We start from the raw sequence: 19,346 nt of genomic DNA on the forward strand, positions 1-19,346 counted from the left end.
AAATAAGCATATAAGGAAAAGAGAGAATGGCTAAGGGGCAATCTTTACAAGATCCGTTCCTGAACGCACTGCGTCGGGAACGTGTTCCAGTTTCTATTTATTTGGTGAATGGTATTAAGCTGCAAGGACAAATCGAGTCTTTTGATCAGTTCGTGATCCTGTTGAAAAACACGGTCAGCCAGATGGTTTATAAGCACGCGATTTCTACTGTTGTCCCGTCTCGCCCGGTTTCTCATCACAGTAACAACGCCGGTGGCAGTACCAGCAGTAACTACCATCATGGTAGCAGCGCGCAGAATACTTCCGCGCAACAGGACAGCGAAGAAACCGAATAAGGTTTTGGGCTGTTTTTTTACACGGGGAGCCAGCGATCCTGCGTTCCCCGCTGATCTATTTAGAGGGTTATACGCTTGTTTGACCGTTATGATGCTGGTGAGCAGGCGGTGCTGGTACACATCTATTTTACGCAAGACAAAGATATGGAAGACCTCCAGGAGTTTGAATCTCTGGTCTCTTCCGCCGGTGTCGAAGCATTGCAGGTGATTACCGGTAGCCGTAAAGCGCCGCACCCAAAGTATTTTGTTGGTGAAGGTAAAGCCGTTGAAATTGCGGAAGCCGTAAAAGCGACGGGTGCTTCGGTCGTTCTTTTTGACCATGCACTGAGTCCGGCGCAGGAGCGTAACCTGGAGCGTTTGTGCGAATGTCGTGTTATCGACCGCACTGGTCTTATTTTAGATATTTTCGCCCAACGTGCACGTACTCATGAGGGTAAGTTGCAGGTTGAGCTGGCGCAGTTGCGCCATCTGGCCACGCGCCTGGTGCGTGGTTGGACCCACCTTGAAAGACAGAAAGGCGGGATCGGTTTGCGTGGGCCGGGCGAAACCCAGCTCGAAACCGACCGTCGTTTGTTGCGTAATCGCATTGTGCAGATACAGTCGCGCCTGGAAAAAGTTGAAAAGCAGCGTGAGCAGGGGCGGCAATCGCGCATCAAAGCCGACGTTCCTACAGTTTCGCTGGTGGGATATACCAACGCCGGTAAATCTACCCTTTTCAATCGCATCACCGAAGCACGGGTTTATGCGGCAGACCAGTTGTTTGCCACCCTCGACCCTACGTTGCGGCGTATTGACGTCGCGGATGTCGGTGAAACCGTACTGGCGGATACCGTAGGGTTCATTCGCCACTTGCCGCACGATCTGGTGGCGGCGTTTAAAGCCACGTTGCAAGAGACGCGGCAAGCCACATTGCTGCTGCACGTCATTGATGCGGCAGATGTGCGCGTACAGGAGAACATCGAAGCGGTGAATACGGTTCTTGAAGAGATCGATGCTCACGAGATCCCAACCCTGCTGGTGATGAACAAGATCGATATGCTGGACGATTTCGAACCGCGTATTGATCGAGATGAAGAGAACAAACCGATTCGTGTCTGGCTTTCCGCGCAGACCGGAGCGGGGATACCACAGCTTTTTCAGGCTTTGACGGAGCGGCTTTCCGGTGAGGTGGCGCAGCATACATTGCGTTTGCCGCCGCAGGAAGGGCGTCTGAGAAGCCGTTTTTATCAGCTTCAGGCAATAGAAAAAGAGTGGATGGAGGAGGACGGCAGCGTAAGTCTGCAAGTTCGTATGCCGATCATTGACTGGCGTCGCCTCTGTAAACAAGAACCGGCGTTGATCGATTACCTGATCTAACCGGCAAAGCGTCTGAAGCGTGGAGTCATATCCTCTGGCGTCGAAAGACAACAGGGATCACCGCATAACAAATATGGAGCACAAACATGGCGTGGAATCAGCCCGGTAATAACGGACAAGACCGCGACCCGTGGGGAAGCAGCAAACCTGGCGGCAACTCTGAGGGAAATGGAAACAAAGGCGGTCGCGATCAAGGGCCACCTGATTTAGATGATATCTTCCGCAAACTGAGCAAAAAACTCGGTGGTCTGGGCGGCGGTAAAGGCAGCGGTTCTGGCGGTGGTAGTTCATCGCAAGGCCCGCGCCCGCAGCTTGGCGGTCGTGTCGTTACCATCGCAGCGGCAGCGATTGTCATTATCTGGGCAGCCAGTGGTTTCTACACCATTAAAGAAGCCGAACGCGGCGTGGTAACACGCTTTGGTAAATTCAGCCATCTGGTTGAACCTGGTTTGAACTGGAAGCCGACGTTTATCGACGAAGTAAAACCGGTGAACGTGGAAGCCGTGCGTGAACTGGCTGCTTCCGGTGTGATGCTGACATCGGACGAGAACGTGGTGCGCGTTGAGATGAACGTGCAGTACCGCGTCACTAATCCGGAAAAATACCTGTATAGCGTGACCAGCCCGGATGACAGTCTGCGTCAGGCAACCGACAGCGCCCTGCGTGGGGTTATCGGTAAATACACCATGGACCGCATTCTGACGGAAGGTCGTACCGTAATTCGTAGCGATACTCAGCGCGAACTGGAAGAGACTATCCGCCCGTATGACATGGGTATCACGCTGCTGGACGTCAACTTCCAGGCCGCTCGTCCGCCGGAAGAAGTAAAAGCCGCGTTTGACGATGCGATTGCTGCGCGTGAAAACGAACAGCAATACATTCGTGAAGCAGAGGCGTATACCAACGAAGTTCAGCCGCGTGCGAACGGTCAGGCGCAACGTATCCTCGAAGAGGCGCGTGCGTACAAGGCTCAGACTATCCTGGAAGCCCAGGGTGAAGTGGCGCGCTTTGCTAAACTTCTGCCGGAATATAAAGCCGCGCCGGAAATTACTCGCGAGCGTCTGTATATCGAGACGATGGAAAAAGTGTTGGGTAACACCCGCAAAGTGCTGGTTAACGATAAAGGTGGCAACCTGATGGTTCTGCCGTTAGACCAGATGCTGAAAGGCGGCAACGCGCCTGCGGCGAAGAGCGACAACGGTGCCAGCAACTTGCTGCGTCTGCCGCCAGCCTCTTCCTCCACAACCAGTGGAGCAAGCAACACGTCGTCCACCAGTCAGGGCGATATTATGGACCAACGCCGCGCCAACGCGCAGCGTAACGACTACCAGCGTCAGGGGGAATAACGATGCGTAAGTCAGTTATCGCGATTATCATCATCGTGCTGGTAGTGCTTTACATGTCTGTCTTTGTCGTCAAAGAAGGTGAGCGCGGTATTACGCTGCGTTTTGGTAAGGTACTGCGTGACGATGACAACAAACCTCTGGTTTATGAACCGGGTCTGCATTTCAAGATACCGTTCATTGAAACGGTGAAAATGCTCGACGCGCGTATTCAGACCATGGACAACCAGGCAGACCGCTTTGTGACCAAAGAGAAGAAAGACCTGATCGTCGACTCTTACATCAAATGGCGCATCAGCGATTTCAGCCGTTACTACCTGGCAACGGGCGGCGGCGATATTTCGCAAGCAGAAGTGCTGCTGAAACGTAAGTTCTCTGACCGTCTGCGTTCTGAAATTGGTCGTCTGGATGTGAAAGACATCGTCACTGATTCTCGTGGTCGTCTGACCCTCGAAGTGCGTGACGCGCTGAACTCTGGTTCTGCGGGGACGGAAGATGAAGTGTCTACGCCTGCGGCAGATAACGCTATCGCAGAAGCCGCTGAACGTGTAACGGCAGAGACTAAGGGCAAGGTTCCGGTCATCAACCCGAACAGTATGGCTGCGCTGGGTATTGAAGTTGTCGATGTGCGTATCAAGCAGATCAACCTGCCGACCGAAGTGTCTGAAGCGATTTACAACCGTATGCGCGCCGAGCGTGAAGCGGTAGCGCGTCGTCACCGTTCACAAGGTCAGGAAGAAGCGGAAAAACTGCGCGCGACTGCCGACTATGAAGTGACCAGAACGCTGGCAGAAGCAGAGCGTCAGGGTCGTATCATGCGCGGTGAAGGTGATGCCGAAGCGGCTAAACTGTTTGCTGATGCATTCAGCAAGGACCCAGACTTCTACGCGTTCATCCGTAGCCTGCGTGCCTACGAGAATAGCTTCTCCGGTAATCAGGACGTGATGGTCATGAGCCCGGACAGCGATTTCTTCCGCTACATGAAGACGCCGAGCTCCGCGACGCGTTAAGATAACGACCGCGGTACAGGTAAATAAAGCCACCGCATCCTCAGGGATGCCGGTGGTTTTCTTTTTCTATAAGGACAATGAATGAATTCGACAATCTGGCTGGCGCTTGCTTTGGTTTTGGTGCTGGAAGGTTTAGGGCCGATGCTTTACCCACAGGCGTGGAAGAAGATGATCTCCGCGATGACCAATTTACCCGATAATATTTTACGCCGTTTTGGCGGTGGACTTGTGGTTGCGGGCGTTGTGGTCTACTACATGTTGAGGAAAACGATTGGCTGAGCAAAAAATAGACTGACTAAGGTCATTTTTGGATGCAAAAAGTGCTGTAACTCTGAAAAAGCGATGGTAGAATCCATTTTTAAGCAAACGGTGATTTTGAAAAATGGGTAACAACGTCGTCGTACTGGGCACCCAATGGGGTGACGAAGGTAAAGGTAAGATCGTCGATCTTCTGACTGAACGGGCTAAATATGTTGTACGCTACCAGGGCGGTCACAACGCAGGCCATACTCTCGTAATCAACGGTGAAAAAACCGTTCTCCATCTTATTCCATCAGGTATTCTTCGCGAGAATGTAACCAGCATCATCGGTAACGGTGTTGTGCTGTCTCCGGCTGCGCTGATGAAAGAGATGAAAGAACTGGAAGACCGTGGCATCCCCGTTCGTGAGCGTCTGCTGTTGTCTGAAGCATGTCCGCTGATCCTTGATTATCACGTGGCGCTGGATAACGCACGTGAGAAAGCGCGTGGTGCGAAAGCGATCGGCACCACGGGTCGTGGTATCGGGCCGGCCTACGAAGATAAAGTAGCACGTCGCGGTTTGCGTGTTGGCGACCTTTTCGACAAAGAAACCTTCGCTGAAAAACTGAAAGAAGTGATGGAATATCACAACTTCCAGTTGGTTAACTACTACAAAGTTGAAGCGGTTGATTACCAGAAAGTTCTGGATGATGTGATGGCGGTTGCTGACATCCTGACTTCTATGGTGGTTGACGTTTCTGACCTGCTCGACCAGGCGCGTCAACGTGGCGATTTCGTCATGTTCGAAGGTGCGCAGGGTACGCTGCTGGATATCGACCACGGTACTTATCCGTACGTAACTTCTTCCAACACCACTGCGGGTGGCGTGGCGACCGGTTCCGGCCTGGGGCCGCGTTATGTTGATTACGTTCTGGGTATCCTCAAAGCTTACTCCACTCGCGTTGGCGCAGGTCCGTTCCCGACTGAACTGTTTGATGAAACCGGCGAGTTCCTCTGCAAGCAGGGTAACGAATTTGGCGCGACAACGGGTCGTCGCCGTCGTACCGGCTGGTTGGACACCGTTGCTGTTCGTCGTGCGGTACAGTTGAACTCTCTGTCTGGCTTCTGCCTGACCAAACTGGACGTTCTGGACGGCCTGAAAGAGGTGAAACTCTGCGTGGCCTACCGTATGCCGGATGGTCGCGAAGTGACCACCACTCCGCTGGCAGCAGATGACTGGAAAGGCGTTGAGCCGATTTACGAAACCATGCCGGGTTGGTCTGAATCCACCTTTGGCGTGAAAGATCGTAGCGGTCTGCCGCAGGCAGCGCTGAACTACATCAAGCGTATTGAAGAGCTGACCGGTGTGCCGATCGATATCATCTCTACTGGTCCGGATCGTACTGAAACCATGATTCTGCGCGACCCGTTCGACGCGTAATTCTGGTACGCCCGGCAGATCTTTTGCCTGCCGGGCTAGCAGTGTGATACATTACTGTGTCGGGTAAGCCATTACGCTATCCGACACAGTGTTAAATCCTCGCTTTTTTCCTTCCCCAAACTGAAATAAATTAGCGACACAGCTTGTGGCTGGTTTATCATCAATGTAAATGTATTTTTTCCCGCTTTCCCTTTTTTGAGGTTGATGTGCAGTTAACGAGTTTCACTGATTACGGATTACGCGCGCTGATCTACATGGCATCATTGCCAGAAGGGCGGATGACCAGCATTTCTGAAGTGACTGACGTCTACGGCGTTTCCCGTAATCATATGGTCAAAATAATCAATCAACTTAGTCGTGCCGGCTACGTGACTGCTGTTCGTGGAAAAAATGGCGGCATTCGCCTGGGTAAACCGGCGAGTGCTATACGTATTGGTGATGTGGTGCGCGAGCTGGAACCCTTATCGTTGGTGAATTGCAGCAGTGAGTTTTGCCACATCACACCTGCCTGTCGGTTGAAACAGGCACTTTCAAAGGCCGTGCAAAGTTTTCTTACGGAACTGGATAACTACACGCTTGCCGATTTGGTTGAAGAGAATCAACCGCTTTATAAATTATTGCTGGTGGAGTGACGAAAATCTTCATCAGAGATGACAACGGAGGAACCGAGATGTCACAAGATCCTTTCCAGGAACGCGAAGCTGAAAAATACGCGAATCCCATCCCTAGTCGGGAATTTATCCTCGAACATTTAACCAAACGTGAAAAACCGGCCAGCCGTGATGAGCTGGCGGTAGAGCTGCACATTGAAGGCGAAGAGCAGCTTGAAGGCCTGCGTCGTCGCCTGCGCGCGATGGAGCGCGACGGTCAACTGGTCTTCACTCGCCGTCAGTGCTATGCGCTGCCGGAACGTCTCGATCTGGTGAAAGGTACTGTTATTGGCCACCGTGATGGCTACGGCTTTCTGCGGGTTGAAGGGCGTAAAGATGATTTGTATCTTTCCAGCGAGCAGATGAAAACCTGCATTCATGGCGATCAGGTTCTGGCGCAACCGCTTGGTGCTGACCGTAAAGGCCGCCGTGAAGCGCGTATTGTCCGCGTACTGGTGCCAAAAACGAGCCAGATTGTGGGTCGTTACTTTACCGAAGCGGGCGTCGGCTTTGTGGTTCCTGACGACAGCCGTTTGAGCTTCGATATCTTAATCCCACCTGATCAGATCATGGGCGCACGCATGGGCTTTGTCGTTGTTGTCGAACTGACTCAACGCCCGACACGTCGTACCAAAGCGGTGGGTAAAATCGTCGAAGTACTTGGCGACAATATGGGCACCGGCATGGCGGTTGATATCGCCCTGCGCACCCATGAAATTCCGTACATCTGGCCGCAGGCTGTTGAGCAACAGGTTGCCGGACTGAAAGAAGAAGTGCCGGAAGAGGCAAAAGCAGGCCGTGTCGATCTGCGTGATTTACCGTTGGTCACCATTGATGGCGAAGACGCCCGTGACTTTGACGATGCGGTTTACTGCGAGAAGAAACGCGGCGGTGGCTGGCGTTTATGGGTCGCAATTGCCGACGTCAGTTACTATGTGCGTCCACCAACACCGCTGGACAGAGAAGCACGTAACCGCGGTACGTCGGTGTACTTCCCTTCGCAGGTTATCCCGATGCTGCCGGAAGTACTCTCTAACGGCCTGTGCTCGCTCAATCCGCAGGTAGACCGCCTGTGTATGGTGTGCGAGATGACCATTTCGTCGAAAGGTCGCCTGACCGGCTATAAATTCTACGAAGCGGTGATGAGCTCTCATGCGCGTCTGACTTACACCAAAGTTTGGCATATTCTGCAGGGCGATCAGGAACTGCGTGAACAATACGCTCCGCTGGTTAAGCATCTCGAAGAGCTGCATAACCTCTATAAAGTGCTGGATAAAGCCCGCGAAGAGCGCGGTGGGATCTCGTTTGAGAGTGAAGAAGCGAAGTTTATTTTCAACGCTGAACGTCGTATTGAACGTATCGAACAGACTCAGCGTAACGACGCGCACAAATTAATTGAAGAGTGTATGATTCTGGCGAATATCTCGGCGGCACGTTTCGTTGAGAAAGCGAAAGAACCGGCATTGTTCCGTATTCACGACAAGCCGAGCACCGAAGCGATTACCTCTTTCCGTTCAGTGCTGGCGGAACTGGGGCTGGAATTGCCGGGTGGTAACAAGCCAGAACCGCGCGACTACGCAGAACTGCTGGAGTCGGTTGCCGACCGTCCTGACGCAGAAATGCTACAAACCATGCTGCTGCGCTCAATGAAACAGGCGATTTACGATCCGGAAAACCGCGGTCACTTTGGTCTGGCATTGCAGTCTTATGCCCACTTTACCTCACCGATTCGTCGTTATCCTGACCTGACGCTGCATCGTGCCATTAAGTATCTGTTGGCGAAAGAGCAGGGGCATCAGGGGAACACGACTGAAACCGGTGGCTACCATTATTCAATGGAAGAGATGCTGCAACTGGGTCAGCACTGTTCGATGGCGGAACGTCGTGCCGATGAAGCAACGCGTGATGTGGCAGACTGGCTGAAGTGTGACTTTATGCTCGACCAGGTGGGCAACGTCTTTAAAGGCGTAATTTCCAGCGTCACTGGATTCGGTTTCTTTGTTCGCCTGGATGATCTGTTTATTGATGGCCTGGTCCACGTTTCTTCGCTGGATAACGACTACTATCGCTTTGATCAGGTTGGTCAACGTCTGATGGGGGAATCCAGCGGCCAGACTTATCGCCTGGGCGACCGCGTGGAAGTTCGCGTCGAAGCGGTTAATATGGACGAGCGCAAGATCGACTTTAGCCTGATCTCCAGCGAACGCGCGCCACGCAACGTCGGTAAAACGGCGCGCGAGAAAGCGAAAAAAGGTGATGCAGGTAAAAAAGCCGGTAAGCGTCGTCAGGTGGGCAAAAAGGTAAACTTTGAGCCAGACAGTGCTTTCCGTGGTGAGAAAAAAGCGAAGCCGAAAGCGGCGAAAAAAGACGCGAGAAAAGCGAAAAAGCCATCGGCTAAAACGCAGAAAATAGCTGCAGCGACCAAAGCGAAGCGTGCAGCGAAGAAAAAAGTAGCTGAGTGATCAAAACCCTCTTCAAACAGAAGAGGGGCAGATTGCTGACAAAGTGCGCTTTGTTCATGCCGGATGCGGCGTGAACGCCTTATCAGGCCTACATAATCACGCAAATTCAATATATTGCAGAATCATGTAGGCCTGATAAGCGTAGCGTATCAGGCAAAACGTTAACAACGAGTACATTAATGAGCGAAATGATTTACGGCATCCACGCAGTGCAGGCCCTGCTGGAGCGCGCCCCTGAACGTTTTCAGGAAGTCTTTATTTTAAAAGGCCGTGAAGATAAACGTCTGTTACCGCTGATTCACGCCCTCGAATCTCATGGCGTGGTTATCCAGTTGGCAAATCGTCAATATCTCGACGAGAAAAGCGACGGTGCCGTGCATCAGGGCATTATCGCCCGCGTGAAGCCTGGACGTCAGTATCAGGAAAGCGATCTGCCGGATCTGATCGCTTCGCTCGAACAACCGTTCCTGCTGATCCTCGACGGCGTTACCGATCCACACAACCTCGGTGCGTGCCTGCGTAGCGCAGACGCCGCTGGCGTTCATGCGGTGATTGTACCGAAAGATCGTTCCGCTCAACTCAATGCAACGGCGAAAAAAGTGGCCTGTGGCGCGGCAGAAAGCGTTCCTCTGATTCGGGTGACTAACCTGGCGCGCACCATGCGTATGTTGCAGGAAGAGAATATCTGGATCGTCGGTACGGCGGGTGAAGCGGATCATACTCTCTATCAGAGCAAAATGACCGGGCGTCTGGCACTGGTGATGGGCGCGGAAGGTGAAGGCATGCGTCGCCTGACCCGTGAACATTGCGATGAGTTGATCAGCATCCCGATGGCAGGAAGCGTTTCTTCCCTGAACGTTTCGGTAGCGACCGGCATTTGTTTATTTGAAGCAGTACGCCAGCGTAGCTAATTCCTCTGAATTATGAAAAACCATCCATATTTGGATGGTTTTTTTTTACCTGGAGCTGGTAAGATAATTACGTGCTACAAATATTCATATTATTAATATTTTAACTTAATCACTATGGAATAATATATGACATGGAATCCGTTGGCGCTGGCGACGGCGCTGCAAACTGTACCTGAACAAAATATTGATATAACAAATAATGAAAACGCATTAATTATTAAAATGAATGATTATGGCGATTTGCAAATCAATATTCTTTTTACTTCCCGCCAGATGATTATCGAAACATTTATTTGCCCGGTAAGTTGTATCAGTAATCCAGATGAATTTAATACCTTCTTATTAAGAAATCAGAAGATTATGCCACTGTCATCGGTAGGGATCTCCAGTGTGGAGCAGGAAGAGTATTACATTGTTTTTGGTGCATTATCGCTTAACTCTTCCCTTGATGATCTCCTGCTGGAGATAACCACGCTGGTAGATAATGCATTGGATTTAGCTGAAATTACTGAAGAATATTCATATTAATCACGAAGACAGGTATTTATGGGGATTTTAAAAAGTTTATTTACATTAGGTAAGTCTTTTATTTCACAGGCGGAAGAATCCATTGAAGAAAACCAGGGTGTGCGGATGCTGGAACAACATATTCGCGACGCCAAAGCTGAACTGGATAAAGCCGGAAAATCACGCGTCGATCTGCTGGCGCGAGTGAAATTAAGTAACGATAAACTGAAAGATTTACGTGAGCGTAAAGCCACTCTGGAAGCCCGTGCGCTGGAAGCATTAAGTAAGAACGTCAACCCGTCGTTGATTAACGAAGTCGCTGAAGAAATCGCGCGCCTTGAGAATCTCATTACCGCTGAAGAGCAAGTGTTGTCGAATCTTGAAGTCTCCCGTGATGGTGTGGAAAAAGCGGTAACGGCAACGGCACAGCGTATTGCTCAATTTGAGCAACAGATGGAAGTCGTTAAGGCCACTGAAGCCATGCAGCGTGCGCAACAGGCAGTAACGGCCTCTACCGTTGGAGCATCTTCCAGCGTCTCTACAGCGGCTGAATCCTTAAAACGCCTGCAAGCGCGTCAGGCCGAACGTCAGGCACGGCTGGATGCCGCTGCACAACTGGAGAAAGTGGCAGACGGCCGCGATCTCGACGAAAAACTGGCGGAAGCGGGGATTGGTGGAGTTAACAAAAGCAGTGCTCAGGATGTGCTGGCAAGGCTGCAACGCCAACAGGGTGAGTAATTTTTTTGCCAGCCTCACTAAAAGGCTGGCAGCTATTTTAAGGGTAAAATATGTCTGGTTTTTTCCAGCGCCTGTTTGGCAATGATGATAAGCCTGCTGTCGCTCGTGGTCCGCTGGGGTTGCATCTCCATAATGGTTTTACGCTCGATACGTTAGCGTTTCGTTTACTGGAAGATGAATTACTGATTGCGTTACCGGGGGAAGAATACACTGTAGCTGCAGCCAGTCGCATCGATCTGGGGGGCGGTAGTCAGATATTCCGTTACTACACTTCCGGTGATGAATTCCTGCAAATCAATACCACTGGCGGCGAAGACATTGATGACATTGATGATATCAAGCTCTTTGTCTATGAAGAGAGTTACGGTATCAGCAAAGAGAGCCACTGGCGCGAGGCAATTAATGCCAAAGCAATGGGGATGATGACCTTAAACTGGCAGGAAAAACGCTGGCAGCGATTTTTTAATAGCGAAGAACCAGGTAATATTGAGCCGGTCTACATGCTGGAAAAAATAGAAAATCAAAACCATACCAAATGGGAAGTGCATAACTTTATGATGGGTTACCAGCGACAGGTGACCGAAGATACTTACGAATATTTGCTGTTAAATGGTGAGGAATCCTTTAACGAACTCGGTGAACCGGAGTGGTTATTTTCGCGTGCGCTGGGTGTCGATATCCCACTAACATCACTTCATATTATTGGTTAATTACAGGGAAGTTTATAATGCATATTCTTGATTCACTCCTTGCTTTTAGCGCCTATTTTTTTATTGGCGTGGCTATGGTGATTATCTTTCTGTTTATCTATTCCAAAATTACTCCGCATAATGAATGGCAGTTAATCAAAAACAATAATATCGCGGCGTCACTGGCGTTCAGCGGGACATTGCTGGGTTATGTTATTCCATTATCCAGTGCGGCAATCAATGCGGTGAGTATTCCTGATTATTTTGCCTGGGGTGGGATCGCACTGGTGATTCAATTACTCGTTTTTTCTGGCGTCAGACTTTATATACCCGCATTAAGCGACAAAATTATTAATCACAATACCGCCGCAGGAATGTTTATGGGAACCGCCGCGCTGGCTGGTGGTATTTTTAACGCAGCTTGTATGACATGGTAATGGACGATCATGGCCAGAAAACGCAAATCAAGAAATAGCAGTAAACCAGCTCACGGAGCCATCAGCCGTATTAATCGACCGAATAATCCCTTCGCGCCGCAGCGAAATCGCTACGCACATAAATACTTAACGTTGGCGCTAATGGGGGGAGCCGCTTTTTTCGTATTGAAAAGTTGTGGCGATAGTGGCGATGTCGATAACGACGGCGACGGAACGTTTTACTCGACAGTGCAGGATTGCATTGATGACGGTAATAATTCAGATATCTGTGCTCATGGCTGGAACAACGCCAAAGCGGCATTTTATGCCGATGTTCCGAAGAATATGACTCAGCAGAATTGTCAGTCTAAGTACGAAAATTGCTATTACGACAACGTCGAACAGAGTTGGCTCCCGGTCATTTCTGGATTTTTATTAAGTCGGGTTATTCGTAAAGATCGCGATGAGCAGTTTGTTTATAACAGTGGCGGCTCCTCTTATGCTTCGCGCCCCGTCTGGCGCAACACTTCCGGTGATTACTCCTGGCGCTCCGGTTCTGGCAAAAAAGAGTCTTACTCTTCGGGCGGCTTTACCACCAGAAAAGCATCAACCGTTTCTCGCGGCGGCTATGGTCGTTCTTCCAGCGCCCGTGGGCATTGGGGAGGCTAATCATGCTGAGACACAACGTTCCTGTGCGGCGGGATCTGGATCAGATCGCTGCCGATAACGGATTTGACTTTCATATCATCGACAATGAAATCTATTGGGATGAGAGTCGTGCTTATCGCTTTACCCTGCGGCAGATTGAAGAGCAGATCGAAAAACCGACAGCGGAACTGCATCAGATGTGCCTTGAGGTGGTGGATCGTGCGGTTAAAAATGAAGAGATCCTGACGCAACTGGCGATCCCCCCGCTGTACTGGGATGTAATTGCTGAAAGCTGGCGCGCGCGCGATCCTTCGCTGTATGGCCGTATGGATTTTGCCTGGTGTGGTAATGCGCCGGTGAAGTTGCTGGAGTACAACGCCGATACGCCGACCTCGCTGTATGAATCGGCTTATTTTCAGTGGTTGTGGCTGGAAGATGCCCGGCGCAGCGGCATTATTCCGCGTGACGCTGATCAGTACAATGTCATTCAGGAGCGTCTGATTTCGCGCTTTAGCGAGATTTATAGCCGTGAACCGTTTTATTTTTGTTGCTGTCAGGATACCGACGAAGACAGGACTACCGTGCTGTACTTGCAGGACTGCGCCCAGCAGGCAGGACAGGAATCGCGGTTTATCTATATTGAAGATCTCGGCCTGGGCGTCGGCGGTGTGCTGACCGATCTCGATGATAACGTCATCCAGCGTGCGTTTAAGCTGTATCCGCTGGAGTGGATGATGCGTGACGATAACGGCCCGCTGCTGCGCAAGCGTCGTGAGCAATGGGTGGAACCGTTATGGAAAAGTATCTTGAGCAACAAAGGGTTAATGCCGCTATTGTGGCGCTTTTTCCCTGGTCATCCTAATCTTCTGGCATCCTGGTTTGAGGGCGAGAAACCGCAGATTGCTGCGGGCGAAAGCTACGTGCGTAAACCGATCTACTCACGGGAAGGCGGTAACGTCACCATCTTTGACGGTCAGAACAACGTCGTTGACCATGCTGAGGGTGATTACGCCGATGAACCGATGATCTACCAGGCTTTTCAGCCTTTGCCGCGCTTTGGCGATAGCTACACATTGATTGGTAGCTGGATTGTCGATGATGAAGCGTGCGGTATGGGGATTCGCGAAGATAACACGCTGATCACTAAAGATACTTCGCGTTTTGTTCCGCATTACATTGCGGGTTAAGAATGTTTTAGCAATCTCTTTCTGTCAGGAATCCGTGGCAGTGACCATACTAATGGTGACTGCCATTGATGGAGGGAGACACAGTGCACTGGCAAACTCACACCGTTTTTAATCAACCGATACCTTTAAATAACAGCAATCTATACCTGTCCGATGGCGCGCTTTGCGAAGCGGTAACACGTGAAGGTGCGGGCTGGGATAGTGATTTTCTCGCCAGTATTGGTCAGCAGTTAGGGACGGCTGAATCCCTTGAACTGGGGCGACTGGCGAATGTGAATCCGCCAGAATTGTTGCGCTACGATGCTCAGGGACGCCGTCTGGACGATGTGCGTTTTCATCCGGCATGGCACTTGCTGATGCAGGCACTATGTACCAATCGGGTGCACAATCTGGCCTGGGAGGAAGATGCTCGTTCTGGCGCATTTGTGGCGCGCGCGGCGCGTTTTATGTTGCACGCACAGGTTGAGGCCGGATCGTTATGTCCGATAACCATGACTTTTGCCGCCACCCCATTGTTATTGCAGATGTTACCTGCACCATTCAAGGATTGGACCACGCCGCTGTTGAGCGATCGCTACGATTCCCATTTGCTGCCAGGCGGGCAAAAACGCGGTCTGTTGATTGGCATGGGAATGACAGAAAAGCAGGGCGGCTCTGATGTGATGAGCAATACTACCAGGGCAGAGCGTCTGGACGATGGTTCTTATCGGCTGGTGGGGCATAAATGGTTTTTCTCGGTGCCGCAAAGCGACGCGCATTTGGTGCTGGCACAGACCACGGGCGGATTGTCCTGCTTCTTTGTGCCGCGTTTTTTGCCTGATGGACAACGTAACGCGATTCGCCTGGAACGCCTGAAAGATAAGCTGGGCAATCGCTCTAATGCCAGTTGCGAAGTGGAGTTTCAGGATGCTATCGGCTGGCTGTTAGGCCAGGAGGGAGAAGGCATCCGCCTGATCCTGAAAATGGGCGGGATGACGCGTTTTGATTGCGCCCTGGGTAGCCATGCCATGATGCGCCGTGCATTTTCGCTGGCGATTTATCACGCTCATCAACGACATGTATTTGGCAATCCGTTGATCGAACAGCCCCTTATGCGTCATGTCTTAAGTCGCATGGCGCTTCAGCTTGAAGGGCAAACGGCGCTGTTGTTTCGTCTGGCACGGGCGTGGGATCGGCGTGCCGATGCTAAAGAAGCCCTGTGGGCGCGTTTATTTACGCCAGCAGCGAAGTTTGTGATTTGCAAAAGTGGCGTCCCATTTGTGGCCGAAGCGATGGAGGTGTTGGGCGGTATTGGCTATTGCGAGGAGAGCGAGTTGCCGCGGCTGTACCGGGAGATGCCGGTGAACAGTATCTGGGAAGGCTCCGGCAATATTATGTGTCTGGATGTGCTGCGCGTTCTTAATAAGCAGGCTGGCGTATACGAGTTATTGACGGAAGCGTTTATGGAAGTGAAAGGACAGGATCGCTATTTTGATCGCGCGGTTCGTCGTTTACAGCAGCAACTGCGCAAACCGTCTGAAGAGCTGGGGCGAGAGATTACTCATCAGCTATTCTTGCTGGGTAGTGGCGCGCAAATGTTGAAATATGCTTCTCCGCCAATGGCGCAGGCGTGGTGTCAGATGATGTTAGATACGCGCGGTGGTGTGCGGTTGTCAGGGCAGATCCAGAATGATTTGTTACTGCGGGCGACTGGTGGTGTGTGTTTGTAAGCGTTTACGCTTAATGAAATATATAGAATTTATAGGCCGGATAGGGCGCTCGCGCCGCATCCGGCATTGTTCATTCGCTGTTGATAACACTCATGCATACAGTATCGCCTGTACACGCCAGTTATCGGGCTGCTGATCCTCGTACATGGTAATAATGCGATACCATGACGCCCCCTGTTCATCGGCCTTTAACGCCACGATACGTTCCACGTCCTGCGGATCCCCTGAAATATTGCTAACTGAGATCTGACCTATTTCATTCAGGCCCGTCACGCAGTCAGCACTGGCGAATTCTGCAGACTGTGCCGTGGCGCTCGCGGGACACGTAACTAATTGCAGCGAGGGTGAGGCAAGTAATTGTTTCATCGTCAGCTCCATTTTTCGTTTCCCCACATGTTGCAGGGCATTCCATCGCGGTAATAAACGCCCGAGCTTCCAGCCGGTAATTTATTGTGCACAGGTAAACGCATAGGGACGCAAAGCAATGTAAAGCTTACTGTATAAGTTGTCTGATTTATTTACGGTACAAAATGGCTTGTGAATACCACTGTCCTGTCACAATGGTTTCATCCACCATTACGACGACGTAATAATCAGCTTTTGCCGCGGCAGCTTTCGCTCTGATTTCTGCTAATGCGTCATCCGGTGAGCCACGGACCATTGTGCTTACCGTTCCAATTCGCTGTAGCCCTTGGGTTTGGTCGCGGCGAATTTCCTGCGGATGATCCGTTACTGGTGGCGCTGGCTGTGGCGTACCTTGCAGTGCGCTACAGGCGCTTAACATCAACACCAATAATAAACTGGCAAACCGGTAAACAACGCTATTACGTTTCCTGCTAACCATAGTGTAGTGCCTTATTAATTTAACTTTGGGGGAATGTTCCCGAATTGTTACCTGGTACGCGATTTTCGAATGAAAACGTGGTGAAAGCGTAACCCATATCTCAACATTATGAACTAATACTGCCAGCGGAAACTTGTGCTAAGGATTTCTTCATGTCATACCAGACAAAAAGGAGGAATAGATGATTGAATTAGAATCGCGCGTACTGGCAGATATTCCCGTTCTACATGCTTATCCCGTTGGGCAAAAAGAAACTCCGTTACCGTGCGTGATTTTTTATCACGGTTTTACTTCATCCAGTCTGGTGTATAGCTATTTTGCCGTTGCGCTGGCACAGGCCGGTATGCGGGTAATCATGCCAGACGCACCCGATCACGGTATCCGTTTTAGTGGCGACACACCGCGACGGTTAAATCAGTTCTGGCAAATATTGCGGCAAAATATGCAAGAATTTACGCCATTACGTGCGGCTATTGTTAAAGAAAACTGGCTGCTTGATGACCGTCTGGCAGTCGGCGGCGCATCGATGGGCGCGATGACGGCCTTGGGAATTACCGCTCGCCACTCCACGGTGAAATGTACCGCCAGCATGATGGGATCGGGCTATTTCACATCGCTTGCCCGTTCACTGTTTCCACCGCTGATACCTGAAACGGCAGCGCAGCAGCGCGAATTTAATAACATTATCGCTCCGCTGGTGGAGTGGGAAGCGACAAACCACCTGGAAGAGCTGGGAAACAGACCACTGCTCTTATGGCATGGTCTTGATGATGATGTCGTACCTGCCGACGAATCAGTACGTTTGCAGCAGGCACTAAGAGAAGCGGGGCTGGATAAACAGTTAACCTGTTCATGGCAGCCAGGCGTGCGTCATCGCATTACGCCAGAAGCGTTAGATGCCGCGGTGAAATTTTTCCGCCAGCATCTTTAAACGCGCAGAATGCTGACCCCTTGCGCTTCCAGTTGTTGCAGGATTTCCGGGTTAGCATTTTTGCCAGTGATCAGCATATCGATTTGATCGGCGCGGCTAAAGAGCATACCCGCGCGCTCACCAATCTTGCTGCTATCGACCAGAACCACCAGTTTCCCCACCACGCTCAGCATCTTCTGCTCTGCCATCGCTGTTAGCATATCGGTTTTATACAACCCTTCTGCCGTCAGCCCTTTGCCACTGGTAAACATCCAGTGGCCGGCATACAAGCTGTTCTCACTGCCCTGCGGGCTTAAGGTGATGGACTGGCTTTTATTGTACTGCCCGCCCATGATGATCACGCTCTCATGTTCCTGATCGATCAGGTAATTTGCCAGCGGTAAATAATTGGTGATGATTTGCACAGGCTTGCCACACATTTCCCTTCCGAGCAGGAATGCGGTGGAACCACAGTTGATGACCACACTTTCGCCCGGATTGACCAGTTGCGATGCCGCTTTGGCGATACGCACTTTTTCATCGTGGTTCTGTGCCTGGTGGAGATTCATTGGTGTCCAGCGAGGACGCTGTTGGGTGATGGCTTCCGCGCCATTGCGCACTTTTTTCAGTTTGCCGCTCTCGTCGAGTTTATTAATGTCCCGTCGTGCGGTAGCAGGCGAAATTCCCAGGCGCTCAACAACTTTCTCTACGGTCACAAAGCCCAATTGTGCGAGCATTTCCAGGAGGATTTGATGTCTTTGTGCTTCAGTCATGAGCTATTCCGATAAAATTTGATTTTTTTAGATGATATTTGAAATAGCCAGGAAATACTACGCCGGATAGCGGGAACATCTCCACGCTATCCGGTAAAAGCGACGGATTACAGGAACGATTTGAACGGCAGATCCGGTTCAATGGTGAAGCAATCGTCAAAACCACGCGGATAGTGGTATTCGAAGTTGTCTTTATCCAGCGGCCAGGTGAACTTGCCGCCAACCTGCCAGATAAACGGCTTAAAGCCATACTTCAGACGATCTTTTTTCATCTCCCACAGTACGCGAATTTCCTGCGGATCGGCCTGGAAGTTTGACCAGATATCGTGGTGGAACGGGATCACCACTTTTGCATTTAACGCTTCACCCATACGCAACATATCGGCGCTGGTCATTTTGTCGGTAATACCGCGCGGGTTCTCGCCGTAAGATCCTAACGCCACATCGATCTGATACTCATTACCATGTTTTGCATAGTAGTTTGAGTAGTGGGAGTCGCCGCTGTGATACAGGGAACCGCCCGGCGTTTTGAACAGATAGTTCACTGCGCGATCATCCATCCCGTCCGGCAGTACGCCAGCCGCTTTTTGATCCGCAGGCAGGGTAATCAGTGCAGTACGGTCGAACGCGTCAAGGGCATGAATTTCAATGTCTTTCACTTTTACCACATCGCCTGGTTTGACCACGATGCAGCGTTCTTTCGGCACGCCCCAGCCAATCCATAAATCCACACAGGTTTTCGGCCCGATAAATGGCACATCGTCGGCGCAGTTTTGCATTACGGCTGCAGCGACGTTCACGTCGATATGATCGTTGTGATCGTGAGTCGCCAGCACAGCGTCGATCTGGCGAATGGCAAACGGATCAAGGACAAATGGTGTGGTGCGCAGGTTCGGTTGCAGTTTTTTCACCCCTGCCATGCGCTGCATCTGGTGACCCTGTTTCATCAGTGGGTTACCGTGACTTTGTTTGCCAGTACCGCACCAGAAATCGACGCACACGTTGGTGCCGCCTTCCGATTTCAACCAGATCCCGGTGCAGCCGAGCCACCACATCGCAAAGGTGCCTGGTGCGACCTGTTCTTGCTCTATTTCTTCATTCAGCCAGCTACCCCATTCCGGGAAGGTGCTCAGGATCCAGGATTCACGGGTGATACTTTTCACTTTACTCATCGCCA

Annotated in this window: 21 protein-coding genes; 17 read left to right on the plus strand and 4 right to left on the minus strand. The window is 51.0% G+C overall.

Going from position 1 to position 19,346, the window contains the following annotated elements:
* The first annotated feature begins 26 nt into the window (after window positions 1–26).
* From hfq to A1WG_RS10055, 16 genes are all read left to right on the plus strand, one after another.
* The gene (gene hfq, locus A1WG_RS10130; protein WP_001051887.1) at window positions 27–335 is read left to right on the plus strand and encodes an RNA chaperone Hfq; all 309 of its coding nucleotides are present in this window, start codon (window positions 27–29) and stop codon (window positions 333–335) included.
* 75 nt (window positions 336–410) lie between these two features.
* Entirely contained in the window at window positions 411–1,691 is a 1,281-nt protein-coding gene (gene hflX, locus A1WG_RS10125) for a ribosome rescue GTPase HflX (RefSeq protein WP_000460354.1), read from the plus strand.
* A gap of 86 nt (window positions 1,692–1,777) precedes the next feature.
* On the plus strand, window positions 1,778–3,037 hold the full coding sequence (gene hflK / locus A1WG_RS10120) for an FtsH protease activity modulator HflK (protein ID WP_001517623.1): 1,260 nt from the start codon (window positions 1,778–1,780) through the stop codon (window positions 3,035–3,037).
* 2 nt (window positions 3,038–3,039) lie between these two features.
* The gene (gene hflC / locus A1WG_RS10115; protein ID WP_001232407.1) at window positions 3,040–4,044 is read left to right on the plus strand and encodes a protease modulator HflC; all 1,005 of its coding nucleotides are present in this window, start codon (window positions 3,040–3,042) and stop codon (window positions 4,042–4,044) included.
* Between the two features lie 81 nt (window positions 4,045–4,125).
* Window positions 4,126–4,323, plus strand: a complete 198-nt coding sequence (locus A1WG_RS10110) for a DUF2065 domain-containing protein (RefSeq protein ID WP_001089300.1) — start codon at window positions 4,126–4,128, stop codon at window positions 4,321–4,323.
* Window positions 4,324–4,426: 103 nt separating this feature from the next.
* Window positions 4,427–5,725 carry an adenylosuccinate synthase gene (purA, locus tag A1WG_RS10105; protein WP_000527967.1) on the plus strand — a complete coding sequence of 433 codons (1,299 nt, stop codon included), beginning with the start codon at window positions 4,427–4,429 and terminating at the stop codon, window positions 5,723–5,725.
* A gap of 206 nt (window positions 5,726–5,931) precedes the next feature.
* Window positions 5,932–6,357, plus strand: coding sequence for a nitric oxide-sensing transcriptional repressor NsrR (gene nsrR, locus A1WG_RS10100; RefSeq protein ID WP_001177639.1), 426 nt, complete (start codon window positions 5,932–5,934; stop codon window positions 6,355–6,357).
* 38 nt (window positions 6,358–6,395) lie between these two features.
* On the plus strand, window positions 6,396–8,837 hold the full coding sequence (gene rnr, locus A1WG_RS10095; RefSeq protein WP_001517624.1) for a ribonuclease R: 2,442 nt from the start codon (window positions 6,396–6,398) through the stop codon (window positions 8,835–8,837).
* Between the two features lie 179 nt (window positions 8,838–9,016).
* The gene (gene rlmB / locus A1WG_RS10090; protein WP_001293269.1) at window positions 9,017–9,748 is read left to right on the plus strand and encodes a 23S rRNA (guanosine(2251)-2'-O)-methyltransferase RlmB; all 732 of its coding nucleotides are present in this window, start codon (window positions 9,017–9,019) and stop codon (window positions 9,746–9,748) included.
* A 126-nt stretch (window positions 9,749–9,874) separates the two neighbouring features.
* Entirely contained in the window at window positions 9,875–10,276 is a 402-nt protein-coding gene (locus A1WG_RS10085; RefSeq protein ID WP_000220117.1) for a DUF2170 family protein, read from the plus strand.
* 18 nt (window positions 10,277–10,294) lie between these two features.
* Window positions 10,295–10,993, plus strand: coding sequence for a PspA/IM30 family protein (locus A1WG_RS10080; protein ID WP_001517626.1), 699 nt, complete (start codon window positions 10,295–10,297; stop codon window positions 10,991–10,993).
* Between the two features lie 50 nt (window positions 10,994–11,043).
* On the plus strand, window positions 11,044–11,703 hold the full coding sequence (locus A1WG_RS10075) for a YjfK family protein (RefSeq protein WP_001517627.1): 660 nt from the start codon (window positions 11,044–11,046) through the stop codon (window positions 11,701–11,703).
* 17 nt (window positions 11,704–11,720) lie between these two features.
* Complete coding sequence (locus A1WG_RS10070; RefSeq protein ID WP_001517628.1) at window positions 11,721–12,119, plus strand: DUF350 domain-containing protein; 399 nt, start codon at window positions 11,721–11,723, stop codon at window positions 12,117–12,119.
* 9 nt (window positions 12,120–12,128) lie between these two features.
* Window positions 12,129–12,767, plus strand: a complete 639-nt coding sequence (locus tag A1WG_RS10065) for a DUF1190 domain-containing protein (RefSeq protein WP_000101693.1) — start codon at window positions 12,129–12,131, stop codon at window positions 12,765–12,767.
* Window positions 12,768–12,769: 2 nt separating this feature from the next.
* Window positions 12,770–13,933 carry a glutathionylspermidine synthase family protein gene (locus tag A1WG_RS10060; RefSeq protein WP_000943972.1) on the plus strand — a complete coding sequence of 388 codons (1,164 nt, stop codon included), beginning with the start codon at window positions 12,770–12,772 and terminating at the stop codon, window positions 13,931–13,933.
* A gap of 83 nt (window positions 13,934–14,016) precedes the next feature.
* Window positions 14,017–15,642 (plus strand): isovaleryl-CoA dehydrogenase, encoded by a 1,626-nt coding sequence (locus A1WG_RS10055; protein ID WP_001517629.1) that lies wholly within the window; start codon window positions 14,017–14,019, stop codon window positions 15,640–15,642.
* A 90-nt stretch (window positions 15,643–15,732) separates the two neighbouring features.
* Here A1WG_RS10055 and yjfN read toward each other — a convergent pair whose 3' ends face one another.
* Together yjfN and bsmA are read right to left on the minus strand one after the other, a co-directional pair.
* Complete coding sequence (yjfN, locus tag A1WG_RS10050) at window positions 15,733–16,008, minus strand: DUF1471 family protease activator YjfN (protein WP_001517630.1); 276 nt, start codon at window positions 16,006–16,008, stop codon at window positions 15,733–15,735.
* Window positions 16,009–16,156: 148 nt separating this feature from the next.
* On the minus strand, window positions 16,157–16,486 hold the full coding sequence (gene bsmA / locus A1WG_RS10045; protein WP_000254648.1) for a biofilm peroxide resistance protein BsmA: 330 nt from the start codon (window positions 16,484–16,486) through the stop codon (window positions 16,157–16,159).
* Window positions 16,487–16,667: 181 nt separating this feature from the next.
* Between bsmA and yjfP the strand changes: the two genes are divergently transcribed.
* Window positions 16,668–17,417, plus strand: a complete 750-nt coding sequence (yjfP, locus tag A1WG_RS10040) for an esterase (protein WP_000571047.1) — start codon at window positions 16,668–16,670, stop codon at window positions 17,415–17,417.
* Here yjfP and ulaR read toward each other — a convergent pair.
* Together ulaR and ulaG are read right to left on the minus strand one after the other, a co-directional pair.
* Complete coding sequence (ulaR, locus tag A1WG_RS10035; RefSeq protein WP_000133636.1) at window positions 17,414–18,169, minus strand: HTH-type transcriptional regulator UlaR; 756 nt, start codon at window positions 18,167–18,169, stop codon at window positions 17,414–17,416. The genes yjfP and ulaR overlap by 4 nt on opposite strands.
* Before the next feature lie 107 nt (window positions 18,170–18,276).
* Window positions 18,277–19,341, minus strand: coding sequence for an L-ascorbate 6-phosphate lactonase (gene ulaG / locus A1WG_RS10030; RefSeq protein WP_001517631.1), 1,065 nt, complete (start codon window positions 19,339–19,341; stop codon window positions 18,277–18,279).
* Window positions 19,342–19,346: the final 5 nt, after the last annotated feature.

Origin of the sequence: Escherichia sp. KTE96, from assembly GCF_000408525.1 — a bacterium.
Taxonomy (GTDB): domain Bacteria; phylum Pseudomonadota; class Gammaproteobacteria; order Enterobacterales; family Enterobacteriaceae; genus Escherichia; species Escherichia marmotae.

Bases quoted from the DNA above. Each gene is read 5' to 3' on its own strand.
- A1WG_RS10080 (WP_001517626.1), top strand. From the start codon at position 10,295: ATGGGGATTTTAAAAAGTTTATTTACATTAGGTAAGTCTTTTATTTCA.
- A1WG_RS10075 (WP_001517627.1), top strand. From the start codon at position 11,044: ATGTCTGGTTTTTTCCAGCGCCTGTTTGGCAATGATGATAAGCCTGCT.
- yjfN (WP_001517630.1), bottom strand. From the start codon at position 16,008: ATGAAACAATTACTTGCCTCACCCTCGCTGCAATTAGTTACGTGTCCC.
- A1WG_RS10110 (WP_001089300.1), top strand. From the start codon at position 4,126: ATGAATTCGACAATCTGGCTGGCGCTTGCTTTGGTTTTGGTGCTGGAA.
- A1WG_RS10085 (WP_000220117.1), top strand. From the start codon at position 9,875: ATGACATGGAATCCGTTGGCGCTGGCGACGGCGCTGCAAACTGTACCT.
- A1WG_RS10065 (WP_000101693.1), top strand. From the start codon at position 12,129: ATGGCCAGAAAACGCAAATCAAGAAATAGCAGTAAACCAGCTCACGGA.
- rlmB (WP_001293269.1), top strand. From the start codon at position 9,017: ATGAGCGAAATGATTTACGGCATCCACGCAGTGCAGGCCCTGCTGGAG.
- hflK (WP_001517623.1), top strand. From the start codon at position 1,778: ATGGCGTGGAATCAGCCCGGTAATAACGGACAAGACCGCGACCCGTGG.
- A1WG_RS10060 (WP_000943972.1), top strand. From the start codon at position 12,770: ATGCTGAGACACAACGTTCCTGTGCGGCGGGATCTGGATCAGATCGCT.
- A1WG_RS10070 (WP_001517628.1), top strand. From the start codon at position 11,721: ATGCATATTCTTGATTCACTCCTTGCTTTTAGCGCCTATTTTTTTATT.
- hflC (WP_001232407.1), top strand. From the start codon at position 3,040: ATGCGTAAGTCAGTTATCGCGATTATCATCATCGTGCTGGTAGTGCTT.
- ulaR (WP_000133636.1), bottom strand. From the start codon at position 18,169: ATGACTGAAGCACAAAGACATCAAATCCTCCTGGAAATGCTCGCACAA.
- yjfP (WP_000571047.1), top strand. From the start codon at position 16,668: ATGATTGAATTAGAATCGCGCGTACTGGCAGATATTCCCGTTCTACAT.
- purA (WP_000527967.1), top strand. From the start codon at position 4,427: ATGGGTAACAACGTCGTCGTACTGGGCACCCAATGGGGTGACGAAGGT.
- hfq (WP_001051887.1), top strand. From the start codon at position 27: ATGGCTAAGGGGCAATCTTTACAAGATCCGTTCCTGAACGCACTGCGT.
- rnr (WP_001517624.1), top strand. From the start codon at position 6,396: ATGTCACAAGATCCTTTCCAGGAACGCGAAGCTGAAAAATACGCGAAT.
- bsmA (WP_000254648.1), bottom strand. From the start codon at position 16,486: ATGGTTAGCAGGAAACGTAATAGCGTTGTTTACCGGTTTGCCAGTTTA.
- ulaG (WP_001517631.1), bottom strand. From the start codon at position 19,341: ATGAGTAAAGTGAAAAGTATCACCCGTGAATCCTGGATCCTGAGCACC.